The organism is Paenibacillus algorifonticola, from assembly GCF_050481745.1.
GTDB classification, from domain to species: Bacteria; Bacillota; Bacilli; order Paenibacillales; family Paenibacillaceae; genus Pristimantibacillus; species Pristimantibacillus algorifonticola_A.
The window spans coordinates 17,741-37,073 of sequence record NZ_JBCNGR010000046.1 but is presented as its reverse complement, the minus strand read 5'-3'; the positions used below and the strand labels follow the sequence as shown (position 1 = coordinate 37,073).

The window sequence follows — 19,333 nt, the reverse complement described above, 5'->3', positions numbered from 1 at the left end:
GGCGATGCAGGACAAGGCGAACCGGCTCCGCAGCAGCCGGTTCACAATCGCGCTGTTCGGAGCGTTCAGCGCGGGCAAATCCTCGCTCGCCAATGCGCTTATTGGCGAGCCGGTACTGCCGGTGTCGCCGAATCCGACGACGGCGGCGATCAACCGTCTCGTGCCGCCATCTTCCGGCCACGAGCATGGCACGGCAGGCGTCGTCATGAAATCCCGTGACGCCGTCCTGGAAGACCTGCGCTATTCGCTCGCTTTGCTCGGCGAAGACGCTTCTGACGCTGCGCTGCCGGACGCTGCCGCTCTTATGCGCGCGATCGACCGCCTGTCGCCGGATGCGATTCACGCCGGCGGGCGGCCGCACTACAGCTTCCTGCGTGCTGCACGCGCAGGCTGGGAAGTGCATGAGGCGCTGCTTGGCCAGCGCCTCACCGTCTCACAGGCGGAATACGAACGCTTCGTAGCGGAGGAATCGCGTTCCTGCTACGTCAGCGAAATCGAGCTTTATTACGATTGCGAGCTGACGCGGCAGGGCATCGTCCTCGTGGATACGCCGGGAGCCGATTCCGTGAACGCCCGCCATACGGGCGTTGCATTCAATTACATTAAAAATGCCGACGCTGTACTGTTCGTCACTTATTACAACCATGCTTTTTCACAGGCAGACCGTCAGTTTCTTATGCAGCTGGGAAGGGTCAAGGACCAGTTCGAGCTCGATAAAATGTTTTTCCTCGTCAATGCGGCTGATTTGGCGGCCGATCAGGAGGAGCTTGCGGGCGTCCTGAAGCATGTGGAGCATAATTTGCTCCAGCACGGCATTCGCTTGCCGCGTCTCTATCCGGTTTCAAGCTTGGATGGTCTCGATGCGAAGCAAAGCGGTAATGGTGAGCTGCTAGCGCGCTCAGGCATTGACGCGTTCGAGCGCTCCTTCCTGCATTTTGTGAGTGAGGATTTAGGACGGCTTGCAATCGACGCAGCGGAGCAGGAAATTGTCAGGGCGGCGGCTACCGTAAATGGCTGGCTGAACAGTGCTGCAGGCGATGCGGCTACCAGAGAGCAGGAGCGCAGCCAGCTGGCTGCTCTGCAAGAGCAGGCACAGCTGCTGCTAGCAGCCTACCGATCCAGCGAGGCGCCGCCTCAGCAGGCACAGGAGCTAAGCGAGCTGCTCTATTATGTCGTACAGCGTCAGCAGCTTCGATTCGGAGAATTTTACAACTACGCCTTTAATCCTTCTGTCTTGCAGGATGATGGTCGCGATTTGAAGAAAATGATTTGGACGGCTTGGCTTGATTTGCAGCGGCAAATTCAGATGGAGCTGGCGCAGGAGCTGCAAGCGACTTCGCTGCGTCTGGAGCGGATTTTGAATAGCCTTTTGCGCAAGCAATTTGACAGCTGTGCGTCGGAGCTTGCCTCTCTGCTGGCGGGCTATCAAGCCATCCCGTATGAGACGGCGGTCATTCCTACTCCGGAAATCGACGTCGATTGGACGACGACGGATATTACTGGAAAATGGCTGTGGAGCCGCTTTAAATCGCCGCGGCAGTTTTTCGAAGGCGACGGAAAAGGGCAGCTGCGCAAGGAGCTTGAAGCACAGCTCATTCCATCGCTTCAGCAGTGGATGGCTGCCTTGAACGGACAGTGGACCGAACGCTACAGTGCGCTTTGGAAAAAGTACGCCGAGCAGTCAGGCGAGCAGCTGCAGCAAGACGTTGTCAACTATGTAGAGGGCAAGCGCATCTCGCTAGCGGACAATGCGGATGTAGGTCAATTGCGCGAGCTGCATAAGCAATTGATTCATCTTCATAGCGCAACAATTGCATAAGCTTTCATCTAATAATAGTCTGAATGCTTTCAGCGACTTATAACAGTTGCTGAAAGCATTTTTTTTATTTAGCGAAGCCGCGTATAAGTTTCACTTGTAAGCGTCATATATTATACCCTCGAAAAGCCAGCTTTGCCGCCAGAGGACGGCGACAGCCGTTTCCGCTTCTGGATCAACCCATTTATTGGCATATGTATCGAAAACCGTCTTTGTAGCAGTTAAAAGTCTATTTTTGCGGCCAAGCCATAAAAAATTGTTCAGGCTTGTTTTGTGTGTTTTTGTGCAAAAATGGCGTAAGACGCACACTTTAGGGATGATTTAAGACGATACTTGAGCATAAGTTAGTTAGTGTTTCCAAATTGCCTTAATCGGCTGGTTCAATGTAATATACGGAAATTTACTCAGATTGCTCCTGTCATGGGATGCTGATAATATTCATTCATGCTTACAAAAAAGAACAGGGAGTGGGATTGGCTTGGACGTCTTTAGGCAACTCAAACGATTTTACTGGGTCGAACGAAAATTCCTTCTGACCTCCATCGTCTGCCTGATGTTTGCGACAGCGCTCGGACTCGTTTATCCGAATTTGCTTCGCATCTTAATCGACGATGTTATTAAAGAAGAGCAGTATGGCAAGGTGCCAGCGTTAGCGCTAACCGTTGTGGGGGTTGTGACGTTAAAGGGATTAATGCAATTTTTACATGGTTTTTTCGGAGGAAGGCTCGGCAACCGAGTAGCTTTTAGGCTTCGCAATGCTTGTTATGACAAGTTGCAATCGCTATCTTTTCAATATTATGACAAAGCGAAAACAGGCGATCTTATGTCGCGTTTGACTGCGGATTTGGAAGCGATTCGCAACTTTATCGGCTTTGGCTTTGCCCAAATTTTGAACGTAGTGCTGATGGTCGTATTCGGCGGAGCGATGATGCTGTCCATCCACTGGCAGCTGACGCTGATTACATTGGTTACGATCCCGCTGCTCGTGTTCACGGCTTTGCGCTTCGAGCGCAAAATCCACCCGGCCTTTCAAGAAATGCGCCGCGCGCTCAGCAGCCTGACGACGGCCGTTCAAGAAAACATTACGGGTGTTCGCACGGTAAAATCCTTTGCCCGCGAGCCGCATGAAGTGAACAAATTTTCAGTGAAAAATGAAGCTTATCAGACGAATCAGATCGGTGCTGCAATAATATGGGCTCGTTATTTCCCTATTATGGAATTATGCGCCAACATAAGCGCAGTCATTCTGCTTCTAGCAGGTGGAATGCTCGTCATTAGAGGAGAGCTCAAGCTAGGCGAGTTGGTTGCCTTTTTCAGCTTAACTTGGTACATTATCGGCCCGATGTGGGGCATTGGGTTCCATATTAACAACTATACGCAATCCAAAGCTTCTGGCGAACGGGTGCTGAATCTGTTGAACGAGCATGTCCATGTGAAAAACCTCGAACATGCCATCGTGCTTGACGAGCAATTGGTCAAAGGGCATGTCCGTTTCAACAACGTAACGTTTAATTATCCTGACAATGCTCCGGCATTAACGAATATTTCGATTGATGCCCCAGCGGGCTCCGTAATCGGTTTTCTAGGAGCTACAGGCTCAGGAAAATCGACGGTTATCCAGCTGCTCATGCGCGCCTACAATGTGAAAGAGGGCAATATTACGCTTGATGGCATGGATATTCGGGACATTGACGTGAACAGCCTGCGCAGACAGATGGCTCCTGTTTTTCAGGAAACGTTCCTGTTCTCGGCCTCTATCCGCACGAATTTGGCATATGGTATGCAGGATGTAACGGATGAGCAAATTGAACGGGCAGCGAAGCTGGCGAAGGCGCATGATTTTATTATGGAAATGCCGGAAGGCTACGATACGATTGTAGGTGAAAGAGGAATGGGATTGTCCGGCGGACAGAAGCAGCGGATCGCGATTGCCCGCGCCCTTATTAAAAACCCGCATATTCTCATTCTGGACGACGCTACGAGCGCTGTAGATATGGAAACGGAGCATGAAATTCAGGCGGGCTTCCAGGAGCTGATGGCGGGTCGCACGACATTCATAATTGCCCACCGCATTTCCTCGCTGCGCCATGCCGATGAAATTATTGTGTTGGATCAAGGCATAATTGTGCAGCGCGGCACGCATCAGCAATTGCTTGCGCAGCCCGGCCCTTATCGTGATACTTACAAAATTCAATACGCCGACTTTCCGCTCGAAGAGCTTGAGCAGGCGGGCGCGCAGCGGAAGGAGGGGGCGTTATAATGAGCAGCACATCCGGCACGGATAAATATGATAAAAAAGAACGTTTTATTTACAAAGATGATGATGCGATCGAGAAGCCGTTTAACTGGGTCCAGGTGGGCAGATTGTTCGTTTACATGAAGCCCTATAAGCGCCAGCTGATCCCGGCTATCTTCATGATGATCATTGGCACGCTGACGCGGCTCGCTACTCCCGCACTCGTCATCCTCGCAATTGACGAGGCCATACAGCCAGCTGATGGCGCGGCAAGCTTGCCAAAGCTGTACTTGTATGCCGGCTTAATGCTCTTGCTGTATGTGGTGCAATGGGCTGCCAACAGCTACCGGATCAAATATACGAATATTATTGGGCAAAAGGTCATTTATGACCTGCGGCATGATCTGTTCAAGCATATCCAGAAGCTTAGCTTCCGCTTCTTCGACAAGCGTCCGGCAGGCTCCGTGCTAGTGCGGATTACGAATGACGTTAACGCCCTTCAGGACTTGTTTACAAACGGTGTCGTCAACTTGCTGATGGACTGCGTGCAGCTGCTGGGGATCGTTGTCATATTGCTGATCTGGAATTTTAAGCTGGGGCTTGCGATTATGGTGACGGTACCGCTCATGTTTATCGTTTCGACTGCGCTGCGCAAGCGGATACGTTTTGCTTGGCAGGACGTCCGGATGAAGCAGTCGCGAATTAATGCCCACTTGAACGAAAGCATCCAGGGGATGAAAGTAACGCAAGCCTACGTTCAGGAAAAAGACAATATGCGTTTCTTTGACTACATGAATACGGTCAATGTGAAATCATGGAATAAGGCCTCGGCGCTCAACCAAGCGTTTGGTCCGGTTATTGAAATTACGTCAGCTATCGGAACATTTATTTTGTTCTGGTACGGTGCCCATCTGATTCAGCAAGGTGCGATTACAATCGGCTTGCTCGTCGGCTTCGCCAACTATATCGGCAACTTCTGGGACCCGATTAACCGGCTTGGCCAAATGTATTCCCAGCTGCTTATTGCAATGGCATCTTCAGAGCGCATTTTTGAATTTATCGATGAAGAGCCAACGGTAAACGAGAAGGGCGCAGCAAAGGCGCTGCCGAATATTCGCGGCGACGTCGTATTTGACAACATTATTTTTGAATATGAAAAAGGGCGCCAAGCACTTAAGGGTATTAGCCTGGAAGCCAAGGCAGGACAGTCTATCGCTCTCGTTGGGCATACGGGCTCAGGCAAAAGTACGATCATCAACCTGCTTTGCCGGTTCTATGATCCCGTAAGCGGCAGCGTGAAGATCGACGGCAAGGATATTCGCGATGTCACGATTGATAGCCTTCGCTCCCAAGTCGGAATCGTTATGCAGGATACGTTTATATTCTCGGGAACGATTCGCGACAATATTCGTTACGGCAGACTTGATGCATCAGATGCGGATATTGTAGAAGCGGCTAAAGCGGTTCATGCCCATGACTTCATCATGAATTTGCCGGATGGCTATGATACGGAAGTAGAAGAGCGCGGCAACATTTTGTCGATGGGCCAGCGTCAGCTGCTTTCCTTTGCCAGAGCGTTGCTTGCGAATCCGCGCATTCTCATTCTCGATGAAGCGACAGCAAGCATTGATACCGATACGGAGCTGAAAATCCAGGAGGCGCTTAAGACGCTGCTTGCTGGACGAACATCCTTCATGATTGCCCATCGCCTGTCTACGATTCGCAATGCCGATGAAATTATCGTATTGGATCACGGTCGCATCGTCGAGCAGGGCAAGCACGAAACGCTCATTGCCAAAAAGGGCATATACAATGGGCTGATTGAAGCCCAATATCGTTTCTTGTCGGCTTAAGTCGAATCGAAGCGATCAGGGTCTTGATTTTTGCTGCAGGAACCTCCACAATGGAAGAAAAAACAATTCGGAAACGGAATCGCTGCCCTGCAGGGGCAGTCGCCGACAATTATCCGGTTTGCTTCCAGGAGGTTCTTTTTATTATGTATGGATCACCATTGTCCGGAGCGTCGCGCAAGCTTATGCTCCTGGGATCAGGAGAGCTTGGCAAGGAGGTGGCACTCGAGGCGCAGCGGCTCGGCGCTGAGACGATTGCGGTAGATCGCTATGAGAACGCGCCGGCGATGCAGGTTGCTCATCGCTCTTATGTGGTCGATATGCTTGATGGAGCAGCTCTTAGACGAATCATTGAACAGGAGCGCCCAGACTACATCGTGCCGGAAATTGAAGCGATTGCAACTGAAACGCTGCTGGAGCTTGAGCAGGAGGGCTTCCGCGTCATTCCAACGGCCCGCGCTGCGTGGCTGACGATGGACCGGGAAGGCATTCGCCGCCTTGCTGCCGAGCAGCTTGGTTTGCCGACGGCCGCCTACCGTTTTGCCGATACGCTGGAGGAGCTGCGGGAAGCGACAGCAGCGCTAGGTTTCCCATGTGTCATTAAGCCGATCATGAGCTCGTCTGGCAAAGGTCAAAGCGTCTGCCGCAGTGAAGCGGAAATTGAAGCTTGCTGGAGCTACGCCATGGAAGGCGGTCGCGCGAAGAAGCAGCGGATTATCGTCGAAGGCTTTATTACGTTTGAGTCGGAAATTACGCTGCTTACGATTCGCTCCGTATCAGGAACAAGCTTCTGCGCACCTATTGGTCATGTACAGAAGGATGGCGATTACATCGAATCGTGGCAGCCGCATGCGATGAGTACTGAGCAAATCGAGCAGGCGGAGGAAATTGCCCGCAAAGTGACCGAAGAGCTGGGCGGTTATGGCCTCTATGGGGTTGAATTGTTCCTTACGCAGGATGGCGTGCTGTTTAGCGAGGTTTCTCCGCGTCCGCATGATACAGGCATGGTTACGATGGCGACGCAGGATTTGTCAGAGTTTGCACTGCATGTTCGCGCTGTATTGGGTTTCCCGATTCCAACGATCAGACTGCTGTCGCCAGGTGCCTCGCACACGCTCAAAGCGGATCGCGAAAGCAATCAGTTCCGAATTGGCGGCGTGAAGGAAGCGCTGGCGCTGCCGCATACGCAGGTGCGGGTATTCGGCAAGCCGGAGACAAAAGTCGGCCGCCGGATGGCTGTTGCGCTCAGCACGGCTGCTGATGTAGAGCAGGCACGGGAAACGGCGCGCCAAGCGGCGGAGCTGCTGCATATTACATACGAAGAATAAGCTGCAGAAGGGCTGCCGCGTCCAGTTATCGTATGGGCGCAGCAGCCCTTTTCCCGAAATATTGGAAACGCGCCACCCCGCCAGAAGGCGGCTTTCGGCCGTTTCACCTTGCCTATTTTGTTTTTTTCCAGTACACGCCTGTTGAATCTATCGGGACGAGCGGATCGGTAATATGATTGGCGTTGCGGAAATCGGTTACGGCAGCGGAGCAATAGCCGATGGAATAGTCGTCAATGACGATAAAGCCGCCGATGGTTACTTTGGGATACAGATGGGTCAGCGCATCCATCGTCGAGGAGTACATGTCGCCATCGAGGCGTGCTATAGCTATTTTATTCGTTGGCGCCGTCGGCAGCGTATTCTTGAACCAGCCTTTAAGAAAGATAATGCCATCGTCATATAGATCATATTTTTGAAAATTGCTGACGACCTCAGGCAAGGAAACGCGCAAAAAGTCCTGCTCGTGAAATTTCGAGGTTTCGTCGATCGGACAGCGGGCCTCAGGCGCTGGCAGCCCTTCAAAGGAATCGGCGACGATCACTTTCCGGTTCGTTATGCCATTTACTTTCAGGAAGCCGCGCATGAATATGCAGGTTCCGCCGCGCCATACGCCTGTTTCAATGAAATCGCCCTCAATGTTGTTGTTGATGACGGCATTCATAAGCTGATGCAAATGGTTCATGCGAATACGCCCGATCATACTATGTGCAATAAGGGGCCAATCTAGGCCTTGAAAGCGATTTTCCTTCGTAGCGCCAGGCTCATGCTCGAGCCAAATTTCAAATAATATTGCTTTTTTCAACATTTCCAAATACATCTCTTTTGGTGTATTATTGCTCATAATCACAGTCCTTTTCTTTTTTATGGTTAACGTAAGAATATGAGTCAAGTTTGAAAATGGCTTGTGTGTACGACCACTGACGCAAAAAACTTATACATTGCCTTTAATTTGTAAATGATTGTGAAAAAGGAGAGAGACAAGCGATGCGTTCATCCAAAAGATTAGGCATTATGATTGGCGCCTGCTCCCTATTGATCACGATATTGATGCTCGTTGGTATTGGCTATGCCATTAAGGATCAGCTGTTTCCTTCTGTATCTGTACAGCCGCAGGTTACGGCATTGCCGGAGCAGACGGCTGAGAAAAATCAGCTTCGCATTGTCGCGATAGGTGATTCTCTGACCAAGGGGGTTGGCGATTCGTCAGGCGGGGGTTATGTCAAGCAGGTCGTAGACAGCTTGGCTGCTGATCCGGACAAGCAGGCGGAACTCGTCAACAATTTGGGCATTAGCGGGCTGCGCGCCGACCAGCTTGCGGTAAATTTAAAGACGGATAGAGGCATTGCTTATGCGCTTCAGCAGGCAAATGTCATTTTGCTGACGATTGGCGGCAACGATCTGTTTCAATCGCTGCAGGGCACTGTGGCTTCCAATGCTGCTGCAACAGTTGAACCAAACATGTCGCTCGCACAGGTAGAGAAAGGGCTTGAGGACGGCTTAAAGCGGCTCGATAATGTGCTTTCAGAGCTGCACCGGATTAATCCGGATGCCCGCGTCATTTATATTGGCCTCTATAATCCGTTTTTTGACATAGAAGAGCTGCGGGATGGCAGCTTGGAGGTTCAGAAGTGGAACGAGAAAGCCTATGACATGCTGCATGAATACTCGAATATGACGATGGTGCCGACATTCGATTTGTTTGAGGAACGAATTGGCAGCTACTTGTCATCAGACCATTTTCACCCGAATCATGAAGGTTACAAACAAATTGCGCAGCGGGTCGTGCAGGCGTTGTAGCAGAAGGAGGCGCTATGGAACAGTCGAATGTAGTGCTGCAAGTGACAAATTTAAGCAAAAAAATTCGCGGCAAGCAAATTATTCACGATGTCAGCTTTGAGGTGCGGGCGGGTGAAATTTTTGGTTTTCTCGGACCTAATGGCTCTGGCAAAACGACGACGATTCGCATGCTGGTCGATCTTATTAAGCCAACCTCAGGGCAAATCCGGATTTGCGGACATGATGTCCAGAAGCAGCCGGAGCAGGCGCTTCGTCATATCGGGAGCATTGTAGAAAACCCTGAAATGTATGGCTATATGACGGGGTGGGATAATTTGCAGTATTTTGCCAATATGCTTGATGCTGTGGATGAGGCGAGAATTAGCGAGGTCGTCGAAATCGTCAGCCTGACGCCGCGCATTCATGAGAAAGTCAAAACATATTCGCTCGGCATGAAGCAGCGTTTAGGCATTGCCCAAGCTTTGCTTGGACGTCCAAAGCTGCTTATTCTTGATGAACCAACGAATGGGCTGGATCCCCTTGGCATCAAGGAGCTGAGGGCATTTGTGCGAATGCTTGCTGGAGAAGGCATCAGCCTGTTCATATCAAGCCATTTGCTCAGTGAAATTCAATTGATGTGCGATCGAGTGGCCATTATAGACAAGGGCAGAGTGCTGGCCGTAGGCTCGGTGGACGAGCTGGTGCAGCAGGCTGGAACGTATGTATTATGGCAGCTGGAGCCTCGCGAGCAGGGGATTGCTTTGCTGCTGCAAGGCGGCAAGGCAGCTATCGTTCCCGAAGAGGAGCACCGTATTGATGAAAGCGTGCTTGCCAGCATGCCGGGGGCAGTCGTCACAACGATGCCGCTGGAGGATATTGCAGACACCGTGAGCCGGCTGGTGGCAGCAGGCATTAGCGTAGAAGGGGTGCACAAAGCCGCTCCTACACTGGAAGAATTGTTTTTGAACATGACGGAGGGGAAAAGCCTTGCATAAACTACTGCTCCTTATTGAAAATGAAACCTTGAAAATGTGGAAAAAAAGAAGGTTTCTCGTCATTGTCCTTGTTCTCCTTGTTATTATTCCAATGTTCACGTATGCTCAGTTAACCGTAGCCCAGAACAATAAAGACAAATTTGCCGACTGGCGCAACGAGGTGCTGCAGCAAATTACGGATATGCAAAACAGGCTGTCCAGCAATCGAATTCCTGAGGAATGGAAAAAGCAGCAGCGCATTGCGGTGCAGCAGCTCCAATATTATTTGGACCATGATGTCAATCCTAGCAGCCCGAATGGCGTCACTTTTACGCGGGAATTTATGAATAATGCGGTAGGGTTGTTTATTCCGCTGCTCGTATTGACCATTGGTTCTGACCTTGTATCTGGCGAGCGCGGCACAGGAACGATCAAAATGCTGCTTACCAAGCCGGTTCGCAGATGGAAGGTACTCCTTAGCAAGCTTGCGGCGCTTACTCTTTATGTATCGCTGCTTGTCGGGGTGATGGTGCTGCTTTGTTATTTGATATCGGGCATGTTTTTCGGCTATGGAGGCTGGGGCTTGCCGATCTTTACCGGCTTTACGATTAACGGCAGCGAGGTCAACACGAGCTTTGTGCACATTGTTCCTCAGTGGTTGTACATGCTTATGCAGACGGGACTCGTATGGCTGTCCGCCATGACGGTAGCGATTCTCGCCTTGATGGTATCGGTTCTTGTCAGAAGCACGGCGGCAAGCATGGTCATTATGATGGCTTCCGTTATTGCGGGAACGATCCTTTCGAGCATGTCCTCCTCATGGGAGAATGCCAAATATTTATTCGCCGTGAACCTCAATTTACCGACATATTTGGAAGGTTCGCCGCCGCCGATTGAGGGCATGTCATTTTCTTTTTCCCTTATCGTGCTTGCGATTTGGGCGATTGCGGGGCTTATTGTCTCGTTCAGCGTCTTTACTAAACAGGACATCTTGAATTAAAATAGCTTGAAGATACGGTAACCATGTAACAAGTGCTGCAGATAAGGGGGGCGCATATGGCAGAGCATACAGAAGTTTTTACTCAAGCACCGGCCGCGGATCGGAATTATGAGGCCGATGATATACAGATTCTTGAAGGCTTGACAGCCGTCCGGAAACGTCCGGGAATGTATATTGGCTCTACGAGCAGCTCAGGGCTGCATCATCTGGTTTGGGAAATTGTCGACAATGCTGTCGATGAGCATTTGGCGAAATTTTGTTCCGCCATTGAGGTTACTTTGCACAAAAACGGCTCCATTACCGTCTATGACAATGGACGAGGCATTCCGACAGGGATGCATAAAAGCGGAATTCCAACGCCGCAAGTTGTATTTACGATCCTTCACGCTGGGGGAAAGTTCGGTGGCGGGGGATACAAAAAATCAGGCGGCCTGCACGGCGTCGGCGCTTCGGTAACGAATGCGCTATCCGAATGGCTGGAAGTGGAAATTTTCCGTGATGGGAAAATACATAAGCTGCGGTTCGAATATTGGGTAGATGCGGATGGCAAGGAGCATGTCGGCGAGCCGACAACGGGACTTGTTGTGACAGGCACGACATCGCGGACAGGCACGAAGGTTACATTTAAGCCGGATGGACGCGTGTTTCAGACGGGAACTACGCTGAATTACGATACGCTGGCAGAACGGCTGCAGGAAATCGCTTTTCTCAACTCGGGGCTGAAAGTGACGATCAAGGATGATCGCAGCGGCAAGCTAGATATCTTCCACTATGAAGGCGGTGCGCGCCAGTTCGTCGAGTTTCTCAATGAGGACAAGTCGGTGCTGCATGATGTCATTCATTTTACTGGCGAACGTGAGGATATCGAGGTTGAAGTGGCGCTTCAGTACAATGATGGCTATACGGAAACACTGGCCTCCTTCGTTAATGCCATTCCTACACGCGGCGGTGGTACGCATGAAACGGGCTTCAAAACCGCGTATACGCGCGTTATGAACGATTATGCCCGCAAAACCGCGATGCTGAAGGAAAAGGACAAAAACCTGGAAGGCAATGATCTGCGCGAAGGCATGATGGCGGTCATCAACATTAAGATGTCTGAGGTAGAGTTCGTCGGCCAGACGAAGGACCAGCTCGGCAGCGCATCTGCACGCGGCGTCGTTGATGCCATTGTAACGGAGAAAATGCAAGTGTTTCTCGAGGAAAATCCGCAGGTCGCCCAGCTGCTGCTCAAGAAAGCCGTTCAGGCTTCCAGGGCGCGGGAAGCGGCGCGCAAGGCGCGGGAAGATATGCGCAGCGGCAAGAAGAAGAGCGAAAGCTCCAATCTTGGCGGCAAGCTGACGCCGGCGCAATCGAAGGATGTTACGCGCAATGAGCTGTTTATCGTCGAAGGCGACTCGGCGGGCGGCTCGGCCAAGCAGGGGCGTGATTCGAAGCATCAGGCGATTTTGCCGCTCAAGGGCAAGCCGATGAATCCGGAGAAAGCCAAGCTGCATGATATTTTGAAAAACGACGAGTATAAAATGATTATCGCCGCGATTGGCGCAGGCGTAGGCCCGGAATTTGATTCCGAGGAATGCAACTATCACAAAATCATTATTATGACGGATGCCGATACGGACGGTGCCCATATTCAGGTGCTGCTTCTGACGTTTTTCTATCGATATATGAAGCCGCTCATTGACAGCGGACGCGTATATATTGCTCAGCCGCCGCTTTACAAGCTGACGCGGAAATCCGGCAAGCTGGAAACCGTGCGTTATGCATGGACGGATGAGCAGCTGCAAAATTATTTAAAGGAATTCGGCAAAAACTTTGAGCTTCAGCGCTATAAAGGACTTGGCGAGATGAATCCGGACCAGCTGTGGGAAACGACGATGAATCCGGAGACGCGGACGATGCTGCAGGTGCAGATCGAGGATGCTGCGAAGGCGGAGCGCCGTGTGTCTGCGCTTATGGGCGACAAGGTCGATCCACGCAAGCGCTGGATTTTGGAAAATGTTGATTTTGCGGAATATGAGGAATAGGAGGCAAGCAGCATGAGCATTTTGGAACAGTTTCTTCCAGCTTTTCTTGAAGAAATCGTAGGCGACCGCTTCGGCCGCTACTCTAAATATATTATTCAGGATCGTGCCATTCCCGATGTGCGGGATGGCCTTAAGCCGGTACAGCGTCGTATTTTGTACGCGATGTACGATTCCGGCAATACGCCGGACAAGCCATATCGCAAATCTGCGAAGACGGTCGGCGATGTTATGGGCAATTATCATCCACACGGCGATTCGTCAATCTATGAAGGCATGGTAAGGATGGCGCAGCCTTGGAAAATGGGGCATATCCTCGTTGACGGCCACGGCAACTGGGGCTCGATGGATGATGATCCAGCTGCGGCCATGCGTTATACGGAAGCTAGATTATCTCCGCTAGCCATTGAGCTGCTGAGAGATATTGATAAGCGCACGGTCATGTTCAAGGATAATTTCGATAATACGACGAAAGAGCCGGTTGTGCTGCCGTCTCGCTACCCCAACTTGCTCGTAAATGGGGCCAGCGGCATCTCTGCCGGCTTTGCGACTGAAATACCGCCCCATAACTTGCGTGAGGTTATTGATGGCTGTATCACCGTTATGAACCGCCCAGAGACGACGCTCGAAGAGCTGATGCAAATTATTAAAGGGCCTGATTTTCCGACGGGCGGCCTCATCATGGGTGAGGAAGGCATACGCGATGCTTATGCGACTGGCAAAGGCCGCATTTATTTGCGTGCCAAGACAGCAATCGAGGACATGCGTGGCGGACGTCAGCAAATTGTCATAACCGAAATTCCTTATCAGGTTGTCAAATCACGTCTTGTGACGGCGATGGAAAATATTCGTCTGGAGAAAAAGGTCGAAGGTATCGCCGAGGTACGCGATGAGAGCGGACGCAATGGTCTTCGGATCGTGATCGAGCTGAAGAAGGAAACAGATGCAAACGGCATTTTGGCTTATTTGCTCAAAAAGACGGATTTGCAGGTGGCCTACAGCTTTAATATGGTGGCTATCGTTAATAAAACGCCGCAGCAGCTCGGCATTCGCCAAATGCTGGATGCCTATATTGCGCATCAAAAGGAAGTTGTAACGTTCCGTACGCAATATGATTTGGAAAAGGCAGAAGATCGTGCCCATGTGCTGGAAGGGCTCGTTAAGGCACTGAATTTGCTTGATGAAGTGATTGCGGCGATTAAAGCTTCCAAAAACCGTGCCGATGCGCAGCAAAATCTCGTCCAAAAGTTCGCGTTCAGCGAGCGCCAGGCGGATGCGATTTTAACGTTGCAGCTGTATCGTCTGACGAATTTGGAAATTACGTCGCTGGAGAAAGAACATAAAGAAGTGATGAAGCGCATCGCTTATTTGAGCAGCATCTTGAACAGCAATAAGAAGCTGATCGGTGTCATTCGCGATGAGCTGATGGAAATTCATGCGAAATTCGGCATTGACCGCCGTTCAGACATCCAGGGAGAAGTAGAAGAGCTTAAGGTTAATCTTGAGGTGATGGTAACACCTGAGGAAGTGCTCGTTACACTTAGCAATGAAGGTTACATGAAGCGGACAAGCATGCTGTCGTTTACACGCTCCGGGGGTGAAGTTGGCAACGCGGGTGTGAAGGATGGCGATATTATTCGTGGCTTGTATGCTGTCAACACGATTGATAATTTGCTGCTCTTCACGAAAAAGGGACAATATTACACGCTGCCCGTCCATCAAATTCCCGAGTTCAAATGGAAGGATACGGGGACCGCGGTCGTCAATATCGTTCCGATTCCGAAGGATGATGCGATCATTAGCGTCATCCCGGTGAAAGACTTTAATGTTCCAGGCGCTTCGCTCGTCTTTGTTACCAGACGCGGACAGGTGAAGCGTACCGAGCTGAAGGACTATATGTCAACGCGCTCGACAGCGATTGCAGCTTGCAAAGTAGCTGAAGGCGATGAGGTCATTAAAATTATGCCGAGCGACGGTACGAAGCAGCTGATGCTCGTCAGCAAGCAAGGCTGGAGCATCAGGTTCTCCGAAAGCGAGGTAAACCCTATGGGGCGTGTCGCTGGAGGTGTGCGTGGCATGCAGCTAAAGGAAGACGATGAACTGATTGCGGCAGATTGGGTAGGCGAGGACGAGGGAGAATTGTTCGTCATTTCTGATCTTGGCTTTGCCAAGCGCTCGCTGCTGCTGGATTACCCTGTTCAGGGCAGAGGTGGCAAAGGTGTTCAGACGTTCGAATTTAAAGAAGGCAAGCGCGTGAAGCCGAATGGTTCAGCACTCGTTTATGCTGTTTATTGCAAGGAAGCGATTGATCTCATCGCGCTAACCTCATCCGGGGCCAAGCTGCCGATGACGACGGAGAAATCGCCGATTGATGATCGCAGATCGATCGGGCGGACTATCGTTCCGATTGAAAAAAATGATGCCATAACGGCGGTCATTGTCCGACCGTCTGATGTTATTCAATCATAAGGACGATTAGGCGGATCAAAGCGTTCAATTAACTGAATCATCGCATCCAACATAACCCACAATGGTACGAGCTCATCCGGGCGATCGAGCCATTGTGGGTTTTTTATAATGCCGTAAGCTTTAATTTTGCGAATAATTTCGGCTTTCTCGTTGTCCATTGAGGTTCACTCCTTATGTGGCTGAGGATGGCGAAATAGGGAAAGCGCCCAGATTCATTGTATGTCTACTCTTGTCAAAACGTTCGGGTAAATCGCAGTTTGTGAGGGAAATTATTAATCGGGTTAACCTTTTATTCGACAATCTCGGATGGTATAATTGGAATTAAAGAGAAATTGGACAGGAAGCGGGTGTATGAATGGTTTCTGATGAATTTACTCGATTGTGGACGAAGCTGAGCAGAGAATGGAGGACAGGTCTGGAAGAGGGGCTGGCGCCGCTCACGGAAGGCCAGCTGAATGTGCTGGATTTATTGCTTCAGCACCAGCCGATGAAGCCGTCTGATCTGCTGCAGCATTTGGCAACGACTCCAGCAGCGATTACCACTTTGCTCGATCGTATGGAGCGCAATGAACTAATTGTACGTACAAGAGATACAGCCGATAGACGAATTGTATGGGTATCCGTATCAGGCAAAGGGAAATCAGAGGCACAGCGTGGCAAGGAAGTAAGAACGAAGCTTATTTCCGAAGCACTGGACCGGATTTCCTCCCATAATCAGCAGCTGCTTGTTTATTTATTAGGCAAGGTAGCCAATAGATAGTTCTGCTAATGCAGAGTGCAGGTGAACAGGCGACCTTAGGGCAAGACGCCACTATATTCTGCACAAAACGGGCGTTGCTGTCTTAAGACGGCAACGCCCGTTAATGTTTGCTTATTCTGATCCCCGATCTGCCCCGAGCAGAAGCGATTAGGACATCGATTCGAGCCGGGTGCGCAGCAGGCTGAGATTTTTTTTAAGCGTTGCATATAGATCCGGTGTTAGCAGCTTGCTCGATTGCTCCGCAAGTGTTTGCTCGACAGGCAATATGCGATAGCGATAATATTGATCCGGTTTGTAGCGGTAAACCCAAGTCGGAATGGCTTTAATATCGGCAAGCTGGATGCTGCCGTCCCCGTTATTTTTGCGAATAAGTACTTGATAAATGACGCCGTAATCCTTCGTGTCTCCACGCTGGTTGGAAATAAAATTGCCCATCGAATAAATGATAAGTCCTTGGCGCTCGCGTCCTTTCTCATCCGTTGCCTCCAGCACCTCATAGGGCTGAATGACATGCGTATGCGAGCCTGCGATAATGTCGGCGCCTTCCGCAATTAACTTGCGGGCAAGCGTCTTCTGCTCCTCATTGGGCTTCGTCTGATACTCCGTTCCAAAATGGAGCGCTACCGTAACAAAATCGGCGCCTGCTTTCTTAAGCTTTTTAATATCGGCAATCATTTTTTGCTCATCAATTAGCGGAACCATATATGACTTTCCTTTAGGAATAGCGATGCCGTTCGTGCCATACGTGTAAGCGAGCAGCCCCATGCGAATTCCGTTTTTTTTGACGATGATGTTTGTATCCGCTTCCTTTTGTGTAGCGGCGGAGCCTTTTATTATAAAATCCTTCTCTTTCATATGCTTCAGCGTCAGCAGCAGCCCTTTCTCGCCTTTATCGAGCATATGATTGTTGGCATTGGTCAATATGTTGAAGCCGGCGTTTTGCAGCGCATCGAGCAGGGCAACGGGCGCATTAAACGTCGGGTAACCCGTATAAGCGAACGCGGATCCGGCTACAGGCGTTTCTAAATTTGCCAAAACCCAATCGCCTTCCTTCAATATCGGCTCTACATCTTGAAAGAAAGGATCGAAATTATAGCTTTTCGTCTTCTTGTTATAAGCGCCTGGCAGTTCCGGAGAATGCATCATAATATCGCCAACGGCGACCCATAGCGCTTCCTGATAGCTGTTAGAAGGGCTGGGTGGGGGAACGATGGCTTCCTGCGTTGCAATGGGCTCGGGTGATGGCTCAGATGAAGGCACAGGGGAGGTCGTTGCACTAGGAGCTGTAGCGGGTAGTGCGCTGGTGCTCGATTCCGACGCCACTGGCATCGGGGAATCGACGCTGTTAGCGGTAAAGTTAGCGGTAAATGGTAATGAGCTTGCTAGCGTCGGGAAAAAAATAATAAGGAGTCCTGCTGCTGCCAGCAGCAGCAGGAACAAATTGACGGCAAGATGCATTTTAGCTCTTCGGCGCATGGGCGGAATCTCCTTCAGCCAAGTAGACGTCTGCTGCGGCTTCCAGCTCGGCTTGCGGCCACCAGCTCCAGGCTTTCGACCCATAAGGGATGGAGCGGAAGCAGACGTGTTCCTTCGTTATGGGATGGGAAACCGAAACGGAAGTAGACCAAAGCGCGATATCGGCAACGCCGCCCGTTTGCGGCGCTCCATATTTGCGGTCGGCCACCAGTGGGCAGCCGATAAAGGCCATTTGCGCGCGAATTTGATGAGGCCGCCCCGTATGCAGCATGACAGCTACCAAAGAATAACGGTCTGTACTGGATATAACGGTATATTCCAGTACAGCCTCCTTCGCTTCAGGCGCTTCCTGCTTGAACACGGTCACCTGATTAAGCTTCGCATCCTTGCGGATAAAGTGGCGAAGCTTGCCGCTTGCCGCATGTGGCTTGCCATGTACGACGCACACATAGGTTTTGCCAAAATTTCTGCTGCGGACTGCCTCGGAGAGCCGTGAGGCCGCTTTCGAGGTTTTAGCGAAAAGCATGGCGCCGCCCACAGGCTGATCCAGCCGGTGAATAAGGCCGAGAAACACATTTCCCGGCTTATCATGGCGTTTTTTTAAATCGCGTTTGAGCACTGTCAGCATATCCGGCGTACCCGTATGATCCTCTTGGGAGGGAATGCCCGGCTGTTTCACAACTGCCAAAATATGATTGTCTTCAAACAGCACCGGAATTTCGCCGATGTCATCTAGAGAGGAGCCAGCCATTAGACAGACTCCCAGCGGCCCAATATGCCGCAAGGCAGGTTCAGCCCGGATGCGGTAATAGGCAGGCCGATTTCGCCGCAATGAATGGCTCCGCCGAAGCGCTTCGCCATCGTCATATGAAGCAGATTATGCAGCACGGATGGGGATAGACCTGTTGTATACGAATTAATCAGCATAAACAATGGATTATCGGATAAAATCGTCGTGCAGAACTCAAGGAACGGGAACAGGTTCTCTTCCAGCTTCCACGTCTCGCCGTTCGGTCCGCGCCCGTAGGATGGCGGGTCCATAATAATAGCGTCATATTGACGACCACGACGCTGCTCGCGTTGAACAAACTTGAATACATCATCGGTAATGAAACGGATTGGCTTGTCGGACAGCCCGGAAAGCTGGGCGTTTTCTTTTGCCCACTGCACCATGCCTTTGGAAGCATCCACATGAACAACCTCTGCGCCGGCTGCTGCAGCGGCAACTGTAGCTCCACCAGAATAGGCAAACAGGTTCAGTACGCGAATCGGACGGTCCGCCGTGCGGATTTTGTCCATCATCCAGCTCCAATTCACCGCTTGCTCAGGAAATAGCCCCGTATGCTTGAAGCTTGTCGGCTTAATATGAAAGGACAGCTCTCCGTAGGAAATCGTCCAGCGCTCAGGCAGCTGGGAATTAAACTGCCATTCGCCGCCTCCTGAGGAGCTGCGATGATAGTGTCCGTCTGTTTTTTTCCACAAGCCGTCTTCCTTCGTAATGGGCCAAATAATTTGCGGGTCCGGCCTGCGAAGAATATAGGAGCCCCAGCGCTCGAGCTTATCTCCATTTCCTGTATCTATTACCTCGTAATCTCTCCATTTATCTGATACGTACATGATTTTA

The 19,333-nt window shown here is 50.8% G+C and carries 15 protein-coding genes; 10 read left to right on the top strand and 5 right to left on the bottom strand.

The window, feature by feature from the left end:
• The 4 genes from ABEW34_RS29585 to purT all read left to right on the top strand — a co-directional run.
• Positions 1-1,819 (top strand): dynamin family protein (locus ABEW34_RS29585; RefSeq protein ID WP_430164707.1); only part of this gene is annotated, 1,819 nt, incomplete at its 5' end.
• A 475-nt stretch (positions 1,820-2,294) separates the two neighbouring features.
• On the top strand, positions 2,295-4,076 hold the full coding sequence (locus ABEW34_RS29580) for an ABC transporter ATP-binding protein (protein ID WP_430164704.1): 1,782 nt from the start codon (positions 2,295-2,297) through the stop codon (positions 4,074-4,076).
• Positions 4,076-5,905: an ABC transporter ATP-binding protein gene (locus ABEW34_RS29575; protein ID WP_430164702.1), complete on the top strand. Its 1,830-nt coding sequence runs from the start codon at positions 4,076-4,078 to the stop codon at positions 5,903-5,905. Before ABEW34_RS29580 ends, ABEW34_RS29575 begins: the two co-directional genes overlap by 1 nt.
• A gap of 143 nt (positions 5,906-6,048) precedes the next feature.
• Complete coding sequence (gene purT, locus ABEW34_RS29570; RefSeq protein WP_430164699.1) at positions 6,049-7,230, top strand: formate-dependent phosphoribosylglycinamide formyltransferase; 1,182 nt, start codon at positions 6,049-6,051, stop codon at positions 7,228-7,230.
• Positions 7,231-7,342: 112 nt separating this feature from the next.
• On the opposite strand, the gene ABEW34_RS29565 is transcribed toward purT, so the two are convergent.
• Positions 7,343-8,110 (bottom strand): TylF/MycF family methyltransferase, encoded by a 768-nt coding sequence (locus ABEW34_RS29565; protein WP_430164719.1) that lies wholly within the window; start codon positions 8,108-8,110, stop codon positions 7,343-7,345.
• 104 nt (positions 8,111-8,214) lie between these two features.
• Here ABEW34_RS29565 and ABEW34_RS29560 point away from each other — a divergent pair, with 104 nt between their 5' ends.
• From ABEW34_RS29560 to gyrA, 5 genes are read left to right on the top strand one after another with little or no spacing between them, the layout of a single operon-like run.
• Entirely contained in the window at positions 8,215-9,027 is an 813-nt protein-coding gene (locus ABEW34_RS29560) for a GDSL-type esterase/lipase family protein (protein WP_430164696.1), read from the top strand.
• A 14-nt stretch (positions 9,028-9,041) separates the two neighbouring features.
• Positions 9,042-10,001 (top strand): ABC transporter ATP-binding protein, encoded by a 960-nt coding sequence (locus tag ABEW34_RS29555; RefSeq protein ID WP_430164693.1) that lies wholly within the window; start codon positions 9,042-9,044, stop codon positions 9,999-10,001.
• Entirely contained in the window at positions 9,994-10,980 is a 987-nt protein-coding gene (locus tag ABEW34_RS29550) for an ABC transporter permease (protein ID WP_430164691.1), read from the top strand. Before ABEW34_RS29555 ends, ABEW34_RS29550 begins: the two co-directional genes overlap by 8 nt.
• 56 nt (positions 10,981-11,036) lie before the next feature.
• Positions 11,037-13,007, top strand: coding sequence for a DNA topoisomerase IV subunit B (gene parE / locus ABEW34_RS29545; RefSeq protein ID WP_430164689.1), 1,971 nt, complete (start codon positions 11,037-11,039; stop codon positions 13,005-13,007).
• Positions 13,008-13,019: 12 nt separating this feature from the next.
• Positions 13,020-15,473: a DNA gyrase subunit A gene (gene gyrA, locus ABEW34_RS29540; protein ID WP_430164686.1), complete on the top strand. Its 2,454-nt coding sequence runs from the start codon at positions 13,020-13,022 to the stop codon at positions 15,471-15,473.
• Here the strand turns inward: gyrA and ABEW34_RS29535 are convergent.
• A complete protein-coding gene (locus tag ABEW34_RS29535) occupies positions 15,464-15,631 on the bottom strand; it encodes a hypothetical protein (RefSeq protein WP_172455590.1) in 168 nt (55 codons plus the stop codon). The genes gyrA and ABEW34_RS29535 overlap by 10 nt on opposite strands.
• Positions 15,632-15,828: 197 nt before the next feature.
• Here ABEW34_RS29535 and ABEW34_RS29530 point away from each other — a divergent pair, with 197 nt between their 5' ends.
• Positions 15,829-16,233: a MarR family winged helix-turn-helix transcriptional regulator gene (locus ABEW34_RS29530; RefSeq protein ID WP_046233412.1), complete on the top strand. Its 405-nt coding sequence runs from the start codon at positions 15,829-15,831 to the stop codon at positions 16,231-16,233.
• 147 nt (positions 16,234-16,380) lie between these two features.
• Here ABEW34_RS29530 and ABEW34_RS29525 read toward each other — a convergent pair whose 3' ends face one another.
• From ABEW34_RS29525 to ABEW34_RS29515, 3 genes are read right to left on the bottom strand one after another with little or no spacing between them, the layout of a single operon-like run.
• On the bottom strand, positions 16,381-17,709 hold the full coding sequence (locus ABEW34_RS29525) for a CapA family protein (protein WP_430164682.1): 1,329 nt from the start codon (positions 17,707-17,709) through the stop codon (positions 16,381-16,383).
• Entirely contained in the window at positions 17,693-18,460 is a 768-nt protein-coding gene (locus tag ABEW34_RS29520) for an RluA family pseudouridine synthase (protein ID WP_430164679.1), read from the bottom strand. The genes ABEW34_RS29525 and ABEW34_RS29520 overlap by 17 nt, the downstream gene beginning before the upstream one ends.
• Positions 18,460-19,326 (bottom strand): class I SAM-dependent methyltransferase, encoded by an 867-nt coding sequence (locus tag ABEW34_RS29515; protein WP_430164676.1) that lies wholly within the window; start codon positions 19,324-19,326, stop codon positions 18,460-18,462. The genes ABEW34_RS29520 and ABEW34_RS29515 overlap by 1 nt, the downstream gene beginning before the upstream one ends.
• Positions 19,327-19,333 lie beyond the last annotated feature (7 nt).

Bases quoted from the DNA above. Each gene is read 5' to 3' on its own strand.
- gyrA (WP_430164686.1), top strand. From the start codon at position 13,020: ATGAGCATTTTGGAACAGTTTCTTCCAGCTTTTCTTGAAGAAATCGTA.
- ABEW34_RS29530 (WP_046233412.1), top strand. From the start codon at position 15,829: ATGGTTTCTGATGAATTTACTCGATTGTGGACGAAGCTGAGCAGAGAA.
- parE (WP_430164689.1), top strand. From the start codon at position 11,037: ATGGCAGAGCATACAGAAGTTTTTACTCAAGCACCGGCCGCGGATCGG.
- ABEW34_RS29555 (WP_430164693.1), top strand. From the start codon at position 9,042: ATGGAACAGTCGAATGTAGTGCTGCAAGTGACAAATTTAAGCAAAAAA.
- purT (WP_430164699.1), top strand. From the start codon at position 6,049: ATGTATGGATCACCATTGTCCGGAGCGTCGCGCAAGCTTATGCTCCTG.
- ABEW34_RS29560 (WP_430164696.1), top strand. From the start codon at position 8,215: ATGCGTTCATCCAAAAGATTAGGCATTATGATTGGCGCCTGCTCCCTA.
- ABEW34_RS29525 (WP_430164682.1), bottom strand. From the start codon at position 17,709: ATGCGCCGAAGAGCTAAAATGCATCTTGCCGTCAATTTGTTCCTGCTG.
- ABEW34_RS29535 (WP_172455590.1), bottom strand. From the start codon at position 15,631: ATGGACAACGAGAAAGCCGAAATTATTCGCAAAATTAAAGCTTACGGC.
- ABEW34_RS29575 (WP_430164702.1), top strand. From the start codon at position 4,076: ATGAGCAGCACATCCGGCACGGATAAATATGATAAAAAAGAACGTTTT.
- ABEW34_RS29515 (WP_430164676.1), bottom strand. From the start codon at position 19,326: ATGTACGTATCAGATAAATGGAGAGATTACGAGGTAATAGATACAGGA.
- ABEW34_RS29520 (WP_430164679.1), bottom strand. From the start codon at position 18,460: ATGGCTGGCTCCTCTCTAGATGACATCGGCGAAATTCCGGTGCTGTTT.